The sequence below is a fragment of the Pseudomonas sp. SLFW genome, assembly GCF_009905615.1.
GTDB lineage: Bacteria > Pseudomonadota > Gammaproteobacteria > Pseudomonadales > Pseudomonadaceae > Aquipseudomonas > Aquipseudomonas bambusae.
Window position 1 is genome coordinate 1 of sequence record NZ_JAAAKW010000024.1, and the last position, 19690, is coordinate 19690.

A 19690-nucleotide genomic window follows, 5' to 3' on the forward strand; every position below is an offset into this window, starting at 1 on the left:
CGTCAATATCGTCAAGCTCACGTCGCTCGTTTCGGTGATTTCGTTGTATGAAATCCTCGCGGTCGGGCAGCGCTTGTACACCCAGAACTTCCGGGTGCTGGAGACCATGCTCGGCGTCGCGTTCTACTACGTGTTCATCGTCACCGTGGTGGGCTGGCTGCTGTCGTACCTGGAGCGTCGGCTGGACTTCACGGCGGCCAAAAACACCGCACCCACGGCGGGCCCTTCTCCTGCGCTGGGTGTATTGCCTGCGCGAGAAACGGCCACGGGCGAGACCGCGTTGGAGATCGTCGGGGCGAAGAAAAGCTACGGCAGTCTGGAAGTGTTGAAGGGCATCGGGCTGAGCATCAAGCGCGGGCAAGTGGTGTCGATCATCGGGCCGTCGGGTTCGGGCAAGACCTCGTTGATTCGCGCCATGAACGGCCTTGAGCCGCTGGACAGCGGCAAGGTGTTGCTGCATGGCAAACCGTTCCTGGACGCCGACGCGGGGAAGGTCGTGCCGTCGCTGGATCAGGCGGTGGACATCGGCATGGTGTTCCAGAACTTCAACCTGTTCCCGCACAAGACCGTGTTGGAAAACGTGACCCTGGCGCCGGCTTATCACAAGCGTGGTTCGAAGGCGGCGTGCGAAGGATCGGCCCGCGCCATCCTGCAGAAAGTCGGCTTGAGCGAGCATGTGCACAAGTACCCGCATCAACTGTCCGGTGGGCAGCAACAGCGGGTCGCGATTGCGCGGGCCATGGCGATGCAGCCTTCGATGATCCTGTTCGACGAGCCGACCTCGGCGCTGGACCCTGAGCTGGTCGGTGACGTGCTGCGCTGCATCGAGGACCTGGCAAGTGAAGGCATGACCATGGTCATCGTCACCCACGAAATGGAGTTCGCGTTCAAAGTGTCGGACCGGGTGATCTTCATGGAGCAAGGCGTGGTGGTCAAAGACGCCTCACCGGCGGACATGATGCGGTCTTCGGATCAGCGCATCACCCGGTTCATCGGCAACTCGGAGCATTTCAAACTTCGGGCGGTGTGATCACTGGACTGGGCTTGAGTGCAATGACGTTATGCGCCAAACGGGTGGGAGCCAAGAAGCCGGCTCCCACCCGTTGGTGTGCCGCTTGCTAGCCCTGTGGCTGACAGCGGCAGTGAGGGCTCAAACCATCGCCTGATAAAACGCCAACGGCTGATCGAGAATGTCGCGCAGTCGTTTCAGACCTTCTTCAAGCATCTGCCGGTTGTCGGCGGCACCCAGGGAGATGCGCACCGATTCACTGGGCCTGTGACCTGATGCCGGGGAAAAGCTCGACGCGGGCAGCAGCTTGATGTGTTGGCGTTCTGCCTGATGGGCGAAATCCAGCGCCTGCCACGGCTGTGGAAGGTGCAGCCAGATGTGCGACCCCTGGGGCGGCGCGCTGAAGTTCAGGTCGGCGAACACCTGACCTGCTATCAGCAGTCGTGCCGCGTTTTCGGCGCGGATGGCCTGGGTCAGGTTTTGCAGGATGCCGTTGTCGATCCACTGCGAGGCGAGCTCAGCGAACAACGGCGAGACCATCATGGTCATCGCCTGCATCAGGCCCGCGATCTCTTGTGCGCTGCGAATGTCAGGCGCGCACAGATAAGCGAGGCGCAGCGCCGGAGTGGCGCATTTGGAGAGGGTCGCGATGTGCCACGTGAGTTCAGGGGCCAGCTGTGCCAGGGACGTCAGCCCGTTGGCGGCGATGTTGGAGTAGGGGTCGTCCTCGATGAGGGTGACGCGGTGGCGGCGGGCAATCTCGGCAATTTTCAGGCGTCGCGCTTCCGGCAACGTCGCCGTCGTCGGGTTATCGATATTCGGGACCACATACAACGCCATGAGCGCGTGCCGTTGGCAGGCCTGCTCGAAGTCTTCAGGGATCAGCCCTTCGGCGTCCATGGAGACAGGCACCAGGTCCAGGCCCAGTTGCCGGGCGACGGTGTGAATGCCGGGGTAGCAGAACTGCCCCACAGCCAGCGACCGCGAAGTGCGGCTCAACAGATGGCAGATCGCGAACAGCGCGCTCTGGGCGCCGGAGGTGAGGATCACACGGTCGGCGCTGATCTGCTCGATCCGTTGCGTCAGCCAGGAGGCCCCAGCGATGCGGTGGCGCAGGTTTCCCCCGGTTTCCTGATAGTTGAAGCTGGCGACGTCGCCGATGGTTGCGAACGCCCGACCCATCTCCTTGACGATCAGTGCATTGATTTCCTGGCCTTCGGTGCGGGGCGGGCTGTTCTTGCTCAGGTCCAGCATCGGCGCTTCGGGGGCGGTCGGGGGGGAGATGCGAGTTTCCCCCGCCACGCAGGTGCCGCTGCCCGTGCGGGTTTCGATGAGGCCATCGTCCCGCGCCATGCCATACGCCTTGGTCACGGTGGTCAGGTCGACCCCCAGTAGCTTGGCCAGGGTACGTTGGGGCGGCAGGGAGTCTCCAGGTTGCAGTCGGCCGTTTTCAATGTCGGCAACGATGGCCTGGTAGATGCCGAGGTATTTGAAAGAAGCCGTGAGGTCGAGCCATGCATTCCATTGTCGGCGCGGCGAAGGACGGGGTTCGGAGATGGGCATCAGGCAGGTAGACCGTATTGTATGGTTTCGACCTGAATGTATGGGTAAAACGTCTGTTATTCAACCTGAAGTTGTCTTTTTCAGTTATTCAAGGGCGAATAGGGGCCTTCTACTGAAGAAAAAGGCATACATTCATAATTATTCGATATTAAGTGTATGGTTTTTTGTATGGTAGTTTTTCACCATCATTAGGGGAGGAGGAAATACAATGCTGCGCTCAATGTTGGTGGGTCTCACGTTAGGTTTGTCGTTGGTGTCAGTCGCTCATGCCGATGATTTGCTGGACGCAGTCAAGGCCGGGAAGCCGGTCAGGGTCGGCTTTGCCGAGCAGGAGCCGTTTATCGTCAGTGGCCCCAACGGCAAGCTGGTGGGGTATGAAGCGGATCTGCTGAAGGCGGTGCTGGCGAAGTTTGGCAACAGCCAGCTTGAAGCGGTGCCCACCCAGTTCGGCGCGCTGATCCCCGGTTTGCAGGCCCGTCGGTTCGACGTGATCGCGTCCGATCTGTACATCCGCCCGGACCGCTGCAAGCTGGTGGCGTTCGCCGAACCGACGCACATCGTCAATGACGGGATTGTCGTGAAGACGGGTAACCCCAAGGGCATTCGCAGCTACGCAGACATCGCCAAAGACCCGTCCATCAAGGTCGGTTACCTCACGGGCGGTGGCCCCATCGCCGACCACGCACTGGCCGCCGGTGTGAAGGCCGAGCAACTGGTCACGCTGCCTGACGTTGCATCGCTGTTCGCCGCCGTGAAGACCGGTCGTATCGATGCGTTTCTGAACACGGCGGTGACGGTTGCTGCCACGTTGAAGACCGCGAACGATCCGGGCCTTGAGCGCGTTCAACCGTTCGCCCAGGCCGTGATCAACGGCAAGCCTGCGTCAGGGATTGGCAGCTTCGCGTTCCGTCGCGAGAACCAGGCCTTTGTCGATGCGTTCAACACGTACTTGCAGGAAATCCTCACGTCCGGTGAGGCGGCGAAGATCGGCCAACCTTATGGCTTCTCCGCGGAAGACATCCCGACCGGTGATGTGAAACTGGCAAGCCTTTGCGCTGAATGACAGCTGAATGACACAGGCGGGGTGCCTTTGAGGGCGCTCCGTTTGGATGGGAAACGTTTCATGGAAATGGTCTGGGAATACCGCTACGAATTTTTGACCGGGCTCTGGTGGACGATCCGCCTGACGGTAGTATCAGCAATCCTCGCGCTGGTACTGGCACTCGTCGCGGGGTTGGCCCGCTCGTCGCGCAGGCGTTGGCTGAATGTCCCGGCGGCGTTGTACGTCGAGTTCTTTCGCGGCACGTCAGCCTTGGCTCAGTTGTTCTGGCTGTTCTACGTGTTGCCGTATCTGGGGGTCGACCTCACGCCATTTCAATGTGGCGTGGTGGGCCTCGGTTTGTGCTTCAGCGCCTATGGGGCGGAAGTGGTGCGGACCTGTATCGAAGCCGTTCCCAAGGGGCAGCTCGATGCGGCCGCTGCGCTGAACCTCGGGCGCTTCAACACCCTCCGGGTGGTGGTGTTGCCCGAGGCGCTGATCATGATGATGCCGTTGTTCAACAACCTGCTGATCGAACTGATCAAAGCGACGTCGCTGGTGTCGCTGATCACCATTCCAGACCTTGCGTTTCAAGCGAAATCCATTATCTCCAAGACCTATCAGTCGGGTGCGGTCTTGTTGGCGACGCTGGTGATGTACCTGCTCATTTCGCTGCTGGTGTCCTCGTCGATGCGCAAGCTGGAAGGCGTGCTGGCCCGTGGGCGAAACGCGAGGAGTGAGGCATGACGATGGATTTTTCCTGGTCGTTCGCCGCACAGATCGCACCCACGCTCGCCAATGGCGCAGGGGTCGCGTTCGTCGCGGCCATTGGCGGGTTTGCCGTGGCACTGGTGGCGGGCGGGATTCTCGCCACGCTGCAACGCTCGGGTCATCGCGGGTGTGTGTGGGCAGGGCGCGGGTTGATGGAATTACTGCGGTCCACGCCATTGCTGATTCAGGTCTACTTCCTGTTTTTCGTATTGCCGCAGATGGGCATCGTGCTCAACCCGGTGGCTACCGGTGTCGTCGCGCTGGGGCTGTATCACGGCGCCTATGTCGCCGAAGCGTATCGCGCGGTGCTGGAAAGTCTGCCTTCCGGGCAATGGGACGCCAGTGACAGCCTGCGCTTCAGCCGCTACCAGGCGTATCGCCACCTGATGCTGCCCCAGCTGATACAACCGCTGACGCCTGCCTTGGGCAATACCTTCATCACGATGCTTAAGGACACGCCGATTCTGGCGGCGGTGTCCGTCCCGGAATTGATGTTCGCGGCCAATGATGTGGGGGCGCAGAGCTTCCGTTATGTCGAGCCGATCACCCTCGCTGCACTGGCCTATCTGGCCATGAGCGCGGTCGCGGCCCTGTTTGTATTCGTGTTGCGTCACTGGACGCAGAGTCGTCATCAATGACTGAAATGATTTCGTTTGAAAACGTCAGCAAACGCTTCGGCAAGACCGTGGTGCTGGACCAGTTCAGCTTCAGCCTGAATCGCGGCGACAAGGTCGCGATCATTGGCCCCAGTGGTTCGGGCAAGTCCACGTTGCTGCGCATCCTCATGGCGCTGGAAGGCATCGACAGCGGCAAGGTGTCGCTCGATGGCGAAGCGCTCTGGCATGCCGCCGAAGGCAAGCAACGCATCCCACCCACCCGCAAGCACTTGCAACGCATGCGTTCGTTGGTGGGCATGGTGTTCCAGAGCTTCAACCTGTTTCCGCATTTGACTGCCCTCGACAATGTCGCCACAGCGCCGCGTCTGGTGCTGGGGCTGTCCCGTGAGGACGCAGAGCAACGAGCACGTGCGCTGTTGGAGCAGGTCGGTCTGTGCGACAAGCTCAGCCACTACCCCTCCACCTTGTCCGGCGGCCAGCAGCAACGCGTGGCGATTGCCAGGGCGATGGCGCTGGAACCGAAGATCATGCTCTTCGACGAAGCCACCTCCGCGCTGGACCCGGAGCGGGTAGGGGAAGTGCTGGAAGTCATGCGCGCGCTGGCTCATGAGAGGGACCTGACGATTATCGTCGTCACCCACCAGATTGGTGTGGCGAGGGCGATTGCCGACCGCATCTGCTTCATGGAGAACGGCAAGATCGTCGAGCAAGGGGCGCCTGGCCGTCTGCTGGATTCGCCACAGAATGATCGCACCCGGGCTTTTTTGCGGGCGGTGCACCTTGAGTAACGCCGCTCGTTCAGGCGCCACTGACACGCGAGGAATGTTCATGTCTTTCAGCAAGCACGTCGCCGCCCAGGCCGTGGCGGTCGCGCGGCACCGTGATCAGTCCGGGACCGGTATTTTGCGCGACCGTTTTTTGCAAGCTCAACAGCAAGCGGGCGCGTGGGACACCCTGAGCGGGTTTGGTATCGTGCCGCCGCTGAGCGGGCTGACGCTGGCGGTCAAAGCCTGTTTCGATGTGCGCGGCTGGCCGACCACCGCAGGCTCCCGGGTGCTGGCCAACGCATCGCCTGCCTCGGCTGATGCCCCGCTGGTCGCGGCGTTGAGCCAGTTGGGCGCGGTGATCACCACGCAAACCAACATGACCGAGTTTGCTTTCGGGGCGTTGGGATTGAATCCTCACTTCGGCACGCCGGTCACGCCACTGGACGCGACCGGTCAGCGCATCGCCGGAGGCTCGACCTCGGGCGGCGCGGTGGCCGTGGCGTCAGGCCTTGCAGACATCGCACTGGGCAGCGACACCAGCGGCTCCGTGCGTATCCCAGCAGCGTTCTGCGGCGTGACAGGCTTCAAGCCGAGCAAGGAGCGTTATCGCGACGACGGCATGCTCTTCCTGTCGCCGACGTTCGACGTTCCGGGTTTCATCGCCAAGGACGTCGAGACGCTGCTGCGGGTCGATCAGGCGCTGGTGCCCGATGAGCCGGCCCTGCATGCTGTGACCCTGCGCGGTCGCCGGTTTCTGATGCCCCCGACGTTTGCTTTGGCCCACGCCGACGCGGCGGTCACCGAACGCTTTCACGCCGCGATTGCACGGCTCAGAAGCGCGGGCGCCGAGGTGATCGAACAAGAGTGGCCCGAGCTCGCGGACTTCGGTGAAATCGCCATTGAGGGCGGCATCATCATTGCCGAGGCCTTCACCTGGCACCGCGAGTTCCTGCAAGACCGCGCGCACCTCTACGACCCGAGAGTCGGGCCACGCATCGCTTTGGGCGAGCGGGTCACGGCCAGCGCCTACCTCGCCGCGCAGCAAAAACTGACGCAGTGCAAGACCGATTACGCACAGCGCATGAGCGAGTACGACGCGCTCCTCACACCGACGGTGCCTTTCCTGCCGCCTACACTCAGCGAGCTTGAAGACGACCCGACCTACTACCGAACAAACCGTCTGGCGTTTCGCCTGACCGAAGTCGCCAACCGGATCGACGCCCCGAGCGTGAGCCTCCCGGCGGCAACCTCAGAACCCATCGGCCTCTGCCTGACCGGCCACCGTGACGGCGACCGTGCGTTGTTGCACCTGCCCGGTCGGTCCAGACGGCCCTGCATCTTGAACCCCTGACATGAGAGAACACCCATGATCGTGCGCACCCTGGAACAGCTCGCTCAAACCGGCAGTCACGTCGTCACCGAGAAGTGGCGCAGCACCCGCCTGATCGTCAAGTCCGATGGTCTCGGGTATTCGGTGCATCACACCGTGGTGCCCGAAGGCAACTCCGTTCATTGCCATTACAAAAACCACTACGAGACCAATTACTGCATCGCCGGGGAAGGCGAGGTATTGCACGTGGAGAGTGGCGAGACCTTCCCGATCCGGGTGGGCACCACCTACGCACTGGACCAGCACGACGAACACATCCTCAAGGCGACCAAGGGCGACCTGCACCTGGTGTGCGTGTTCAATCCGCCGATCCAGGGCAATGAAACCCACAACGCCGACGGCGGCTACGATGCCGCCAGTTGAGCCTCTGACGTTTCAGTGAGGGTTTTCGGGTGGTCAACTACACCGATTATTTCAGCGCCTCCTACGAGGTCGCCCGGCGCACGTTTCGCAACGCCGTAAAGGCGGTCGACGGCGAACTGAGCGCCTATTTGCACCCGGATGCCAGAGGCGCTCACGGGGAAAAGCTGACGATCGATGTCGGGCACATCGGGCGGATCGACGCGCCTCGGCAATTGATCATGATCAGCGGCACCCACGGCCTCGAAGGGTTCGCGGGCTCGGCGTTGCAGATCGGCTGGCTCAAACAGTTGAGTGCGCGGGCACTGAATGACGAGGTCGGTGTGCTGCTGATTCATGGGCTTAACCCCTATGGTTTTTCCCACGGCTCGCGGACCACGGTGAACGGCGTGGACCTCAATCGCAATTTCATCGACCACACCGCCGTGCCGGTGACCAATGCGCTGTACGCGCAGCTCCATCCGTATCTGTTGCCGCAGTGGTGGGACGATAACTACCGCTCGGCCTGCGACATCGGGATCATGGATTTTCGGCTCAAATACGGCGATGACGTGTACTTCAACACCTTTGCGGGCGGCCAGTACCTGTACCCGCAGGGCACTTGCTTCGGCGGGTTTTCACGTGAGTGGGAAAGCCTGACGCTGGAGCGCGTGGTGCGGACCGCTGTTGGCCATGCCGAGCGCGTGGCCGTCATCGATTGGCACACGGGCATTGGTGAATACGGCAAGCCGTTCTACCTGAATTTCGGCAGCGCCGATTCCGAGGCCCAGCAACACACCGCTGGCTGGTGGGGCTTGGACACCGGGACGGGATCACGCCCCCACGGGCGTGCCCAGCCGCGTTATCAAGGCCTGGTGTTTCAGGGGATCGAATCGTTCTTGCCCCAGGCCATCGTGGCCGGGGGTGTGATCGAGTTCGGGACACGGGGTTCGGTGGCGGGCGACCTCGCCATTCGCCAGGACCTGTGGCTGCGCAATTACGGCCACCGCCTCAGCGAAGACACGCGTACTCAGATGCACGCCGACCTGCTGGACTCACTCAACCCTGTCTCCTACCAATGGCGCGAACAGGTGTTGACTCTCGGGCTGCCGATCATTGACGCCACCCTCGATGGGCTGGCGCGTTGGCAGGCCTGAACCCATTCAAAGGAGCAAGCTCATGAGCGTCAACTTTCAACTGGATCACCTGGTCATCGCGGTCAACGACCTGCCTCGCGCGATTGAAGATTATCGGCAACTGGGGTTTCAGGTCCTCGTCGGCGGCCGCCACCAACACGCGCCGACGCAAAACGCGTTGGTGTACTTTCTCGACGGCACGTACCTGGAGCTGATCGAGTGGACCGCGCCCGTGCCGGGTGAAAAGTGGTACGAACGCCTGACCCGGCACGGCGAGGGCTTCGTGGATGTGGCGTTCGTGCCGTCGAACATCGGCCAGGCCGTCACCAACGCCGCCGCTACGGGCGTTCAGTACCGTGGGCCTATCGATGGCTCTCGGGTCAAACCGACGGGTGAGCATGTGCAGTGGCAGCTGGCCTGGCCCGCGCTGCATGGCTTGCCGTTTTTGTGCGGTGACGTGACGCCGCGTTCGTTGCGGGTGCCGGAGGGCGAGGTGCGTGTGCAGCCGAATCGCGCCACCGGGATTCAGTCGATTGCGATTGCGGTCGATGATCTGAAGGCGAGCACACAGGCTTATCGCGGGTTGTTGGGAGACGAGGCTGAGGTGGGTGCTGAAGACACGTCGCTGACCGACACGCAGGGCGTAGTGGTGAGGACGCTGCAGGTCGGGGAGGCCGCGCTGCATCTGGTATCGCCTGTCGGTTCGATCAACACCGGGCTGAGCGAGCGCTTATCGACGCTGCTGAAAACCCGTGGGGAGGGCGTCTACGCGATGTCCATCGCCGGGATCGAACCGGGAATTTCAGCGCAGACGGTTGCGCAATTCAGCCACGGTGTCACCCTCAGCGTCGCGGATCGGAACCTGACGCTGCTCGAACAGATCACTCCTTTGCCCCACGAGGGCTGACGGAGTCGAACAACGTCTGAGTGACCGGTCACCGCTCAGTCGTTTCATAACAAGGCCGGAAAGGATTACTGATGCAAACTGCCGTCAACCCGCGCAAGGGCTACCTGTTGGGCCTGAGCGCGTATTTCATGTGGGGCTTCATCCCGCTGTACTTCAAAGCTGTCGAAAGCGTGCCCGCTGTGGAAATCATCATCCACCGCGTGCTGTGGTCGGCCCTGTTCGGCTCGCTGATGCTGCTGATCTGGAAACACCCTGGCTGGGCGCGCGAGCTCCTGCAGAACCCGCGTCGGCTGGGTGTGCTGGCGGTGAGTGGGTGCCTGATCGCAACCAACTGGCTGGTCTACGTCTGGGCGGTGAACCATGGCCGGATGCTGGAGGCGAGCCTGGGGTATTACATCAATCCTCTGATCAACGTCTTGCTCGGCATGTTGCTGATGGGCGAACGCCTGCGCCGCTTGCAATGGGTGGCGGTGGGGTTGGCATCCATTGGCGTCGCGCAGCAGGTGTGGCAGGTCGGCAGCTTGCCATGGGTGTCGCTGGCACTGGCCCTCTCGTTCGGCTTCTACGGGCTGATTCGCAAGCGTGCTCCGGTGGCCGCGCTGCCGGGTCTGGTGGTCGAAACCTGGCTGCTGGTGCCGTTGGCGTTGGCCTGGGTGGCCTTTCATCCGGAATCCGACAGCTTTCAGCCCGCCTTTCTGCTCAGTCATGACGTGCTCTGGCTGACCCTCGCGGGGCTGATCACGCTCATTCCATTGCTGTGTTTCAACGCCGCCGCGCGGCACCTGCCGTATTCGACGCTGGGCTTTCTGCAATACCTCGCGCCGACGCTGGTGCTGATTCTGGCTGTGACGCTGTTCGGCGAAGTCCTGGCGCCCGCGACGCTGACGGCGTTCGTGTTCATCTGGCTGGGGCTGTTGGTGTACAGCGTGGATACGTGGAGGCAATTGCGCAAACAGTGACGTTCAGAGAAGGACGATCTACCGGTTTCAAAAACGGAGGTGTCGAACGCTGATCCAAAGGCAGCGCTTCGGACAGAAACCTCTGCGTGAATTCCAATAACAATCAGGTACGCAGATGAACATCAAACAGAAATTGACGAGGGCCTTCGCCCTCATCGCCAGCTTGCCCATCATTGCGGTGGCTGCCGTCGTGATCATTAACCTGCGCGAGGATGCGCAGACGGATTTCGTCGACAGCAGTAGCCGGGAGATTCGCCAGGTCGCCAATGGCATCCAGTTATTCTTCGACGGCATCTCGCAGAATGTGGACTATCTGGCGCAACATCCGTTGATCGTCGGCACGGGGGAAGGCGTCAGGAACTACATGGCCGCCAACCCGCGTGAGGTCCCGCAAACCGAGGTCGACAAACAGATTTTCAGTCTGTTCGAAGGCCTGGCCAAAGCCCATCCTGACTATGCATACGTCGCTTATGGGTTGAACAACGGCACCTATGAGTTGTGGCCGGAAGACCTGAAACTGGCCAACTACGACCCGCGCCAACGTCCGTGGTACAAGACCGCCCAGGCCAATCCCGGCAAAACCCTGCGCACCTCCGCCTACTACTGGGCGGGCGATGACGCAGTATTGGTCAGCACCGTTCGTGCCGTGAACAACGCCTTCGGGAATTCGGGTGGCGTGGTCAACATCGACGTGTCGCTCAAGCAGCTGACCACCCTCGTCAAGCAGATCAAGCTGGGAGACACCGGTTACCTGATGCTGATCGAAAACGACGGCACCGTGCTGGTCGACCCCAAGCAGCCCGAACACAACTTCAAGAAACTGGGTGAGTTGGGCGACGGTTTCACCGAGTTGGCCAAGGCGGGTCCGGGGCTGATCAAGGTGACTATCAACGGCGAGCCGTTCATGGCCAACGTCTTCCCTTCGGACAAGCTGGGATGGCGCTTCATTGGCCTGATCAAACAGGACGAAGTCATGGCCTCAGCCACGCACCTGACGTGGGTGATCGCGATCATCGCCGCTGTGTTGGCGTTGGTCTTTGCGCTGCTCGGGGCCAGTTTTGCGACCCTGATCGTGCGCCCGATTCGCAGTGTGGCCAGCGGTCTGGAAGGCATCGCCCAAGGCGAGGGTGACCTGACCCAAAACCTGGCCGTACGGGGCAAAGATGAAACCGCGCAACTGGCCAACTGGTTCAATCAGTTCCTGGCCGCGATTCGCGGATTGATCCAGCACATCGGTCACGCGGCGACACGCATTCTCGACAGCTCGGCCACCTCCACCCGTGTCTCCAATGACATGGCGCAAGCGGCTGGACGCCAACGTGAAGCAGTGGACATGGTCTCGACGGCGTTTCATGAAATGGTCGCCACCGCCAACGAAGTCGCACGCTCATGCAGTCAGGCAGCAGCATCGGCAGACAGCGGTCAGCAACAGGCTCGCGAAGGTCAACGCCAGATCGATGATGCGGTCACCAGCGTTGATCAATTGAGCACCGAGATCTCCCGCTCGGCCCACGACATGACTCAGCTGGAAAAGGACAGCAACGATATTCAGTCGATCCTCGACACCATCCGTTCGATCGCCGAACAGACCAACCTGCTGGCGCTCAACGCCGCCATCGAAGCCGCCCGCGCGGGCGAGCAGGGTCGAGGTTTTGCGGTGGTCGCCGACGAAGTGCGCGCGCTGGCCAAACGCACCGCAGACTCGACGGCCGAGATCGATTCGTTACTGGGCAATCTGGCCAAAAGGACAGCCTCAGTGGCGCAACAGATGCACGCCAGCCTCGATGTGTCGCAGCAGTCCGTGGCGAAGATCGGTCAGGCCCGCAGCAGCTTCGGTCAGATTCGAGAATCGGTGGACGTGATTCGCGACATGAACACTCAAATTGCCACCGCCGCCGAGGAGCAGCATCAGGTGGCAGAAGACATCAATCGCCACATCAGCCAGATTCATGGCGACGCGCAACTGGTGTCGAGCCTCGCCAACGCCGCCCAGAATGATTCTGAAAACCTGGCCGCGCTGTCCCGTGAACTCGATGGTCTGGTGCGTCGGTTCAAGACCTGAAGCCTGGTGAGTCAGGCGACCTTCCAACTGCCTTCCGCCTCGCGCACGACGCCGCCGACCCAGTCCACGAACGCGCGGACGGTTGGCGACAGGTGGCGGTTCTTCGGGTAGAGCACCGAGAGCGGAACGGCGGGGGCAGGGCAGTTGGCCAAGACGTGCACCAGTCGTCCGCTGGCCAGGTGATGACGCACCATGTAGCTCCCGGCCCGGATCAGCCCCAGCCCTCCCAAGGCGCATTCGACGTAAGCGTCGGTGTCATTGACGATGAGGCGTTCCTGCATGCGGATGCAGCGCTCTTCGCCGTCCATCACGAAGTGCCACTCCAGCGACCGGGCCGTTCGGCTGGAGAGGTAACCCACGGCGTGATGGTCCGCCAGGTCTTCGAGCGTGTTCGGCGTGCCGTGCTCGGCGAGGTATTCCGGGGACGCGCAGACAATCCAGTCGAACGCGCCGATGCGCTTGGCCACCAGCGTCGGCGAGTCTTCGGGCGTGCCCGCGCGGATCACGCAATCGATCCCTTCCTGAATCAGTTCGACCGTGCGGTCCGCCATGGTCAGGGTGAGTTCGACGTCGGGAAAGCGCGCCTGGAAATCCTTGATCCGTGGCAGCACCACCAGCCGTGCCAGCGACAGCGTCATGTCCACCCGCAAGCGGCCTCGGGGCTTTCCGGCGGAGCCGGGAAAGCTCGACTCGACCGCTTCGATGTCTGCCAGCAAGCGTCTGCATTGGTCGTAATACAGCGTGCCGTCCGGGGTCAGGCTGATGTGGCGCGTGGTCCTGCGCAACAGGCACACCCCGAGAAACGCCTCCAGTTCCTTCACTGACCGGGTGACCCGCGAAGGGGGCAGGGACAGGCTTTCGGCCGCGCGGGTGAAGCTGTGCATTTCCACCACACGGGCGTAGATCTGCATCGATTGAATACGGTCCACACGCTCTCTCCGGCTGTCAAAATTAATTGCAGTTGTAGCAATAAGCCCGGTTTTTTTCGAGGACTAAAAAAACCGATTCGCTTGATATCACTCGATTATCAGTGGGGGTTATTCCATTTCAGGCAATAAACATAGCCAAGTTTCGATCTAGATGGCCCCCGTGGGCGGCCTCAGACTGCGGGTATTCAACTTTGGAATCACTCGCATGAATCCCCTCAAAAAACAGCACCTGTTGGCGGTAGCCGTGCTTGCAGCCATCGGCGCTGGCAGTGCTTTCTGGAAGCCCGGCGCGGACGCTCAAGCCGAACCGGCCGCACCACTGCCCGCCGTGAAATACAAATCCGCCCAATTGCGCTGGGTCTCCGATTCCCAGGATTTTACCGGGCGTCTGGAAGCCGTCGATGTGGTGGACGTGCGCCCGAAAGTGGCGGGCACGCTGCTGACGGTGCACTTCAAGGACGGCCAGTCGGTGCGCCAGAACGATTTGCTGTTCACCATCGACCCTGCCCCCTTCGAGACCCAGGTGCGCCAGGCCCAGGCCAATGTGGCAGGCGCCGCAGAGCGCCAGCGGCACGCGAACGTCGAGCAGGCGCGGGGCAAGCGCCTGCTGGAATCGAACGCCATCGCCCGCAGGGATTTCGACACGTTCGACAATGCGGCCCGTGAAGCGGCGGCGGCGCTGAAAGGCGCGCAGGCCGCCTTGGCGCAGGCTCAGCTGATGCTCAGTTACACCCAGGTCAGGTCGCCCATCGCAGGCCGTATTTCCCGCGCAGAAATCACCGTGGGCAACGTGGTCGCTGCGGGCGGCGACGCACTGCCGCTCACCCGAATCGTCTCCGACGGCAAGCTTTATGCCTCGTTCAACGTCGACGAGCAGAGTTACCTGCGCCTTATCGCGCCATCGTTGCGCGCGGGCACGCAACCGGTGGTCAAAGTCGGCCTGGCCAACGATGACGCGTTCCCGTATTCCGCCAGCATCGAATCCCTCGACAACCAGATGGACACCCGTTCGGGCACGGTGCGGGTGCGCGCGCGTCTGGAAAAAGTCAGCCCTGACATGCTCTCCGGTCTGCAAGCCCGGGTTCGGTTGCAAGGCGGTGCGCCGTACAAGGCGGTGATGGTCGATGAGACTGTCGTCGGCACCGATCAGGACCGCAAGTACGTACTGGTGATCAATGCGCAGAACAAGGTCGAGCGACGCTTCGTGGAGCTGGGCACCTTACAGGGCACCGACCGCGTGGTGCGCAGCGGCGTCGAGGCCAATGAGAAAGTGATCGTGGACGGCGCCTTCCGTGCCATGCCCGGTGCCGAAGTCTCGGCGGTCGCGGCGGATGCGAAGCCCGCCGTTCAACCCGAATCGGCCAGCGCCGCCCTGGGAGGCCGGTCGTGAACGTCTCTAAGTTCTTCATCGACAGGCCGATCTTCGCCTGTGTGATCTCGGCACTGATCCTGCTCGCGGGCATCGTCTCGGCGTTCAACATGCCCGTCTCGGAATACCCGCAAGTCATTCCGCCTTCGGTGGTGGTCCACGCGCAATACCCCGGTGCCAACGCCAAGACCATCGCCGAAACCGTCGCCGCGCCGCTGGAGCAATCCATCAACGGCGTGCAGGACATGCTGTATATGGATTCCAAGGCCAGCGGCGACGGCCATCTGTACCTGACCGTGACGTTCAAGCTGGGCACTGACCCGGACCGGGCGCAGCAGCTTGTGCAGACCCGCGTTTCCCAAGCTCAGGCGCGGTTGCCTGAAGACGTTCAGCGTCTGGGTGTCACGGCGATCAAGAACTCGCCAATCATCACCATCGCCGTGCACATGGTTTCGCCGAAAGGCACGTACGACAACAACTACGTCAGCAACTACGCCATTCTGCATGTGAAGGACCGTCTGGCGCGGATCGCCGGCGTGGGCGAAGTGTCGATCTGGGGCCCGGGCGGCTACGCCATGCGCGTGTGGCTGAACCCTGCGGCGCTGGCCGAGCGGGGGCTGAGCGCCAACGATGTGGCCGACGCCATTCGCCGTCAGAATATTCAGGCGGCCGTCGGCACCATCGGCAGCGCGCCGACACCGTCGAGCACCGCGTATCAGCTCAACGTCAACGCGGACGGGCGACTCAAGACTCCCGACGAATTCAAGAGCATCGTCATCAAGTCCGACGCCCGAGGCGCGATCACTCGCCTGGGGGACGTCGCACGCGTCGAACTGGGCGCCGAGGACTACGGCATTCGGGCCACTCTGGACAACGCGCCCGCCGTGGCCGTGACCGTGCAGGAAGCGCCCGGCGCCAACTCGCTGCAGATTTCCCGCGACGTGCATCGGGTCATGGGCGAGCTGGAGAAGGACTTTCCGGAAGACCTGATCTATCGCGTCGTGTACGAACCTAGCCGTGCCGTTCAGAACGGTATCGATGCGGTCATCGAAACCCTGCTGGAGTCTGTCGCTCTGGTGGTGTTGGTGGTGTTTCTGTTCCTGCAAACCTGGCGCGCGTCGATCATTCCGCTGCTCGCGGTGCCCATCTCGATCATCGGCACGTTCACCTTCCTGCTGCTGGCGGGTTACTCCATCAACACCCTGTCGCTGTTCGGCCTGGTGGTGGCCATCGGCATTGTGGTGGACGATGCGATTGTGGTGGTGGAAAACGTCGAGCGAAATATTGCTAGAGGGTTGAATCCCCGGGAGGCGACCTATCAGGCCATGCGCGAAGTCAGCGGGCCGATCATCGCCATCGCGCTGACGTTGTCCGCCGTGTTCCTGCCCCTGGCGTTCCTCAGTGGCTTGACGGGTGAGTTCTATAAACAGTTTGCCGTCACCATCGCGATTTCGACGCTGATCTCCGCCGTGAACTCGTTGACGCTATCGCCAGCGTTGTCGGCCATGCTGCTCAAAGGGCATGACCAGGCACCCGACGCGGTGACCCGTGTGACGAACAAACTGTTCGGTCGATTCTTCAAGCGCTTCAACCGCACGTTCGATCGCGCCTCTGAAAGTTATGGCGGCAGCATCGGCGGCGTGGTGAAACGCAAAGGCGGCATGCTGGTGGTGTACGCCGCCTTGCTGGCAGCGACCTGGTGGCTGACAGGCCATGTCCCTGGCGGCTTCGTGCCCGCGCAGGACAAAGAGTACCTGGTGAGCCTGGCGCAGTTGCCCCAAGGCTCGACGCTGGATCGCACCGAAGCGATCATGAACCGCATGAACGAGATGGCCCTCAAGCACCCTGCGGTCATGGGGACCTCGGGTTACAGCGGCCTGTCGATCAACGCCGTGACCAAAAGCTCCAGCACCGCGCTGAGCTTCGTGCTGCTCAAGCCATTCAAGGACCGCCAAGGCATCAGTGCCAATCAAGTGGCGGCCGACCTGGCGAAAGAGTTCAGCACCATCGGCAACGCATTCACCGGTATTTTCCCACCGCCGCCGGTGTACGGCCTTGGGACGTTGGGTGGCTTCAAGCTGCAAATCGAAGACCGCGCAGACATGGGCTACGAAGAGCTTTACAAGGCCACGCAAGCGTTCATCAAAAAGGCTTCTGAAGCACCGGAGCTTGGCCCGTTGTTCACCACCTACACGGTGAACGTACCGCAACTGAAGCTCGACATCGACCGTGCGAAAGCGCAGCAGTTGGGCGTTGACACCCCGGCGGTGTTCAACACGCTGCAAGCCTTCCTGGGTTCGTACTACGTCAACGACTTCAACTTCCTGGGTCGTGTGTATCAGGTACGGATGCAGGCTGACAGTCAATTCCGCGCCAAACCCGACGACATTGGCCAACTGCATGTTCGCAGCAATTCTGGCGACATGGTGCCGATCGCCTCGGTCGCGAAGATCAGCCAGACCTACGGCCCGGATCAGGTCGTGCGTTACAACGGCTTCACCGCCGCTGACCTCGGCGGGAGCCCTGCGCCCGGCTACTCATCGGACCAGGCGATGGCAGCGATTCAACGGATCGCCTCTGAAACCTTGCCAGCAGGCATGACCTACGAGTGGACGGACCTGACCTACCAGCAAATCATCGCGGGCAACACGGCGGTGTGGATTCTGCCGCTCTGCGTGCTGCTGGTGTTCTTCGTGCTGGCCGCTCAATACGAGAGCCTGACCCTGCCGCTGGCGATCATCCTGATCATCCCGATGAGTATTTTCTCGGCGTTGCTCGGCGTGTGGCTGACCAAGGGGGACAACAACATCTTCACCCAGATCGGTCTGATCGTGCTCGTCGGGCTGGCGTCGAAAAACGCCATCCTCATCGTCGAGTTCGCCCGTGAACTGGAGATGGCCGGGAAGTCCACGGTCCAGGCTGTCATCGAGGCGTGCCGCCTGCGCTTGCGGCCGATCCTGATGACGTCCATGGCTTTCATCATGGGTGTGATTCCGTTGGTCATGTCGTCCGGCGCCGGTTCGGAAATGCGTCAGGCCATGGGGATCTCGGTGTTCTTCGGCATGATCGGCGTGACCTTTTTCGGGTTGTTCCTCACACCGCTGTTCTACGTGGTCGTCCGGGCGCTCAGTGGAGGAAAGCCACTGCACAGTGCCTCCCATCACGAAGCCCCTGCGCTCGTTACTCATCATCACGATCAACCGCAGCCGGAGCGTCTGGCATGAGCCACTTAACCCACGCAGGCGCGCGAGCCGCTCGCACGCCCCTGAATTTGCTCAGTGTCGCCGTCGGTCTTGCACTGCTGTCAGCCTGTTCGCTCGCGCCCGTCGAGCAACGTCCCGACCTGCACGTGCCTGCACAGTTCGTCGAGGCCGGTCAGCAGTCCGTCAAGCCGCTGACCCCGTCGGAAAACCCCGGTCGCTGGCAACCCGCAGCGCCTGCTGACACACAAAAACCGTCACCTTGGTGGACCGTACTGGGCGACCCGGTGCTTGAGCGACTGGAGGCTCAGGCGCTGGAGGCCAACCCGGACGTCAGCATCGCGATGGCCCGGCTCAAGCAGGCCCGCGCACTGACTGCACGCAGCGAGTCGGCGCGGTTTCCTGACATCAATGCAGGTTTCGGTCCGACCCGCCAGCGCACCTCGGGTGCCGCTGACGGATTTAACGATGGCGATCCGGGCACCACGCAAACCCTATGGCGTGCCCAGGCCACCGTCGCCTACGAGGTGGATCTGTTTGGCCGCGTGTCGTCCAGCATCGCAGCGGCCGAGGCGGACGCGGCCCAGCAACAAGCGTTGGCGGATCAAATGCTGTTGCTGATTCAAGCCGACGTCGCGCGGACCTATTTCAGCCTGCGCCAACTGGAGGGCGAACGCCGGTTGCTGGTGGAAACGGTGACGTTGCGCGAGGACACGGAGAAGTTGCTGGTGCGACGGCTCGACAATGGCGCGGTGGCCAATTACGTGGTCGATCAGGCACAGACCGAGCTGTATTCCGCTCGCGCCGAACAACTGGCGGTCGAGCAGCAATACGCGCTGACGGCACACGCACTGGCCACGTTACTGGGTCAGGCACCGGCGGCGTTTTCGGTGGAAGGCAAACCGCTGGACCCGATCACCGTCCAATTGCCACCCGGCCTGCCCTCGACACTGCTTGAACGTCGGCCTGACATCGCCGCCGCCGAGCGCGCCATGGCGGCCGAGAACGCGAGGATCGGTGTCGCCAAGGCGGCGTTCTTCCCTTCGCTGTCGTTGACCGGCGGCCTGGGCTACGAGTCCACGGACCTGGGCAATCTGACGAATTGGTCGCAGCGCACCTTCCTGTTGGGGCCTTTGGTGGGCACGGCGTTGAACCTGCCGATCTTCGACGGCGGGCGGCGCAAGGCTGACATTGCACGGGTCCGCGCCGTTTACGAGGAGCGCGTCGGCGAGTACCGCAAAACCGTGCTGCAGGCCTTCCGCGAGGTTGAGGATGCCTTGGTCTCGATGCGCACGCTGGATGAGCGAATCGTTCATCAGCGTGGCGCGCAAGAGGCGTCGTCCCGTGTGGCCCGGTCGGCCAAGTCGCGCTTCGACGAAGGCGATGTGGACTACCTGGTGGTGGTCGATGCAGAGCGCACGTTGCTGCGTAACCGGCAGTCGTTGATCCAGTCCGAAGGGGCGCGAGCCCGTGCCACGGTGGACCTGGTGCGCGCCCTCGGTGGCGGATGGCATGCCGATGAACGCCAGCAGGCGGGCGCTGCCGTCGATGTGCAGCAGCAGGGTCGTCGAGGTTGATCCAGCGTCAGCCCCAGCGGCTGACGTTCGTTGAAAGTGATGTGATGGGAGATTGG

Annotated in this window: 16 protein-coding genes and 1 pseudogene; 15 read left to right on the top strand and 2 right to left on the bottom strand. The window is 62.1% G+C overall.

Translation table 11 applies throughout. From position 1 onward, the window contains the following. Positions 1-1030: ATP-binding cassette domain-containing protein (locus GVN17_RS26065; RefSeq protein ID WP_166598167.1), on the top strand; the 1030-nt coding region annotated here is incomplete at its 5' end. A 120-nt stretch (positions 1031-1150) separates the two neighbouring features. Here GVN17_RS26065 and GVN17_RS26070 read toward each other — a convergent pair. Beyond that, entirely contained in the window at positions 1151-2572 is a 1422-nt protein-coding gene (locus tag GVN17_RS26070; protein WP_166598168.1) for a PLP-dependent aminotransferase family protein, read from the bottom strand. A 208-nt stretch (positions 2573-2780) separates the two neighbouring features. On the opposite strand from GVN17_RS26070, the gene ehuB reads away from it, so the two are divergent. The 11 genes and pseudogenes from ehuB (at position 2781) to GVN17_RS30105 (ending at position 12559) form a co-directional block, all read left to right on the top strand. Next, positions 2781-3635, top strand: a complete 855-nt coding sequence (gene ehuB, locus GVN17_RS26075; RefSeq protein ID WP_166598169.1) for an ectoine/hydroxyectoine ABC transporter substrate-binding protein EhuB — start codon at positions 2781-2783, stop codon at positions 3633-3635. Between the two features lie 60 nt (positions 3636-3695). Continuing rightward, the gene (gene ehuC / locus GVN17_RS26080) at positions 3696-4358 is read left to right on the top strand and encodes an ectoine/hydroxyectoine ABC transporter permease subunit EhuC (RefSeq protein WP_166598170.1); all 663 of its coding nucleotides are present in this window, start codon (positions 3696-3698) and stop codon (positions 4356-4358) included. Continuing rightward, complete coding sequence (gene ehuD / locus GVN17_RS26085) at positions 4355-5020, top strand: ectoine/hydroxyectoine ABC transporter permease subunit EhuD (RefSeq protein ID WP_166598171.1); 666 nt, start codon at positions 4355-4357, stop codon at positions 5018-5020. The genes ehuC and ehuD overlap by 4 nt, the downstream gene beginning before the upstream one ends. A gap of 5 nt (positions 5021-5025) precedes the next feature. Beyond that, positions 5026-5787 carry an ectoine/hydroxyectoine ABC transporter ATP-binding protein EhuA gene (ehuA, locus tag GVN17_RS26090; RefSeq protein WP_218576415.1) on the top strand — a complete coding sequence of 254 codons (762 nt, stop codon included), beginning with the start codon at positions 5026-5028 and terminating at the stop codon, positions 5785-5787. Between the two features lie 40 nt (positions 5788-5827). After that, entirely contained in the window at positions 5828-7117 is a 1290-nt protein-coding gene (locus GVN17_RS26095) for an amidase family protein (protein ID WP_166598173.1), read from the top strand. Positions 7118-7132: 15 nt separating this feature from the next. Continuing rightward, positions 7133-7519 carry an ectoine synthase gene (locus GVN17_RS26100; RefSeq protein WP_166598174.1) on the top strand — a complete coding sequence of 129 codons (387 nt, stop codon included), beginning with the start codon at positions 7133-7135 and terminating at the stop codon, positions 7517-7519. Between the two features lie 29 nt (positions 7520-7548). Continuing rightward, entirely contained in the window at positions 7549-8652 is a 1104-nt protein-coding gene (locus tag GVN17_RS26105) for a DUF2817 domain-containing protein (protein WP_166598175.1), read from the top strand. Positions 8653-8674: 22 nt separating this feature from the next. Further along, a complete protein-coding gene (locus GVN17_RS26110; protein WP_166598176.1) occupies positions 8675-9538 on the top strand; it encodes a VOC family protein in 864 nt (287 codons plus the stop codon). Between the two features lie 71 nt (positions 9539-9609). Then, on the top strand, positions 9610-10497 hold the full coding sequence (gene rarD, locus GVN17_RS26115; protein WP_166598177.1) for an EamA family transporter RarD: 888 nt from the start codon (positions 9610-9612) through the stop codon (positions 10495-10497). Between the two features lie 115 nt (positions 10498-10612). Then, positions 10613-11701 (top strand): annotated as a pseudogene (locus GVN17_RS30100) (cache domain-containing protein); the annotation flags it as partial. Positions 11702-11830: 129 nt separating this feature from the next. Further along, positions 11831-12559 (top strand): methyl-accepting chemotaxis protein, encoded by a 729-nt coding sequence (locus GVN17_RS30105; protein ID WP_371928624.1) that lies wholly within the window; start codon positions 11831-11833, stop codon positions 12557-12559. An 11-nt stretch (positions 12560-12570) separates the two neighbouring features. Here the strand turns inward: GVN17_RS30105 and GVN17_RS26125 are convergent, their stop codons facing one another. Beyond that, positions 12571-13488 (bottom strand): LysR family transcriptional regulator, encoded by a 918-nt coding sequence (locus tag GVN17_RS26125; RefSeq protein ID WP_166598179.1) that lies wholly within the window; start codon positions 13486-13488, stop codon positions 12571-12573. Positions 13489-13693: 205 nt separating this feature from the next. Here GVN17_RS26125 and GVN17_RS26130 point away from each other — a divergent pair, with 205 nt between their 5' ends. From GVN17_RS26130 to GVN17_RS26140, 3 genes are read left to right on the top strand one after another with little or no spacing between them, the layout of a single operon-like run. Beyond that, positions 13694-14878, top strand: a complete 1185-nt coding sequence (locus GVN17_RS26130; RefSeq protein WP_166598180.1) for an efflux RND transporter periplasmic adaptor subunit — start codon at positions 13694-13696, stop codon at positions 14876-14878. Then, positions 14875-18081: an efflux RND transporter permease subunit gene (locus tag GVN17_RS26135; RefSeq protein WP_166598181.1), complete on the top strand. Its 3207-nt coding sequence runs from the start codon at positions 14875-14877 to the stop codon at positions 18079-18081. Before GVN17_RS26130 ends, GVN17_RS26135 begins: the two co-directional genes overlap by 4 nt. Further along, positions 18078-19634 (top strand): efflux transporter outer membrane subunit, encoded by a 1557-nt coding sequence (locus GVN17_RS26140; RefSeq protein ID WP_166598182.1) that lies wholly within the window; start codon positions 18078-18080, stop codon positions 19632-19634. Before GVN17_RS26135 ends, GVN17_RS26140 begins: the two co-directional genes overlap by 4 nt. Positions 19635-19690 lie beyond the last annotated feature (56 nt).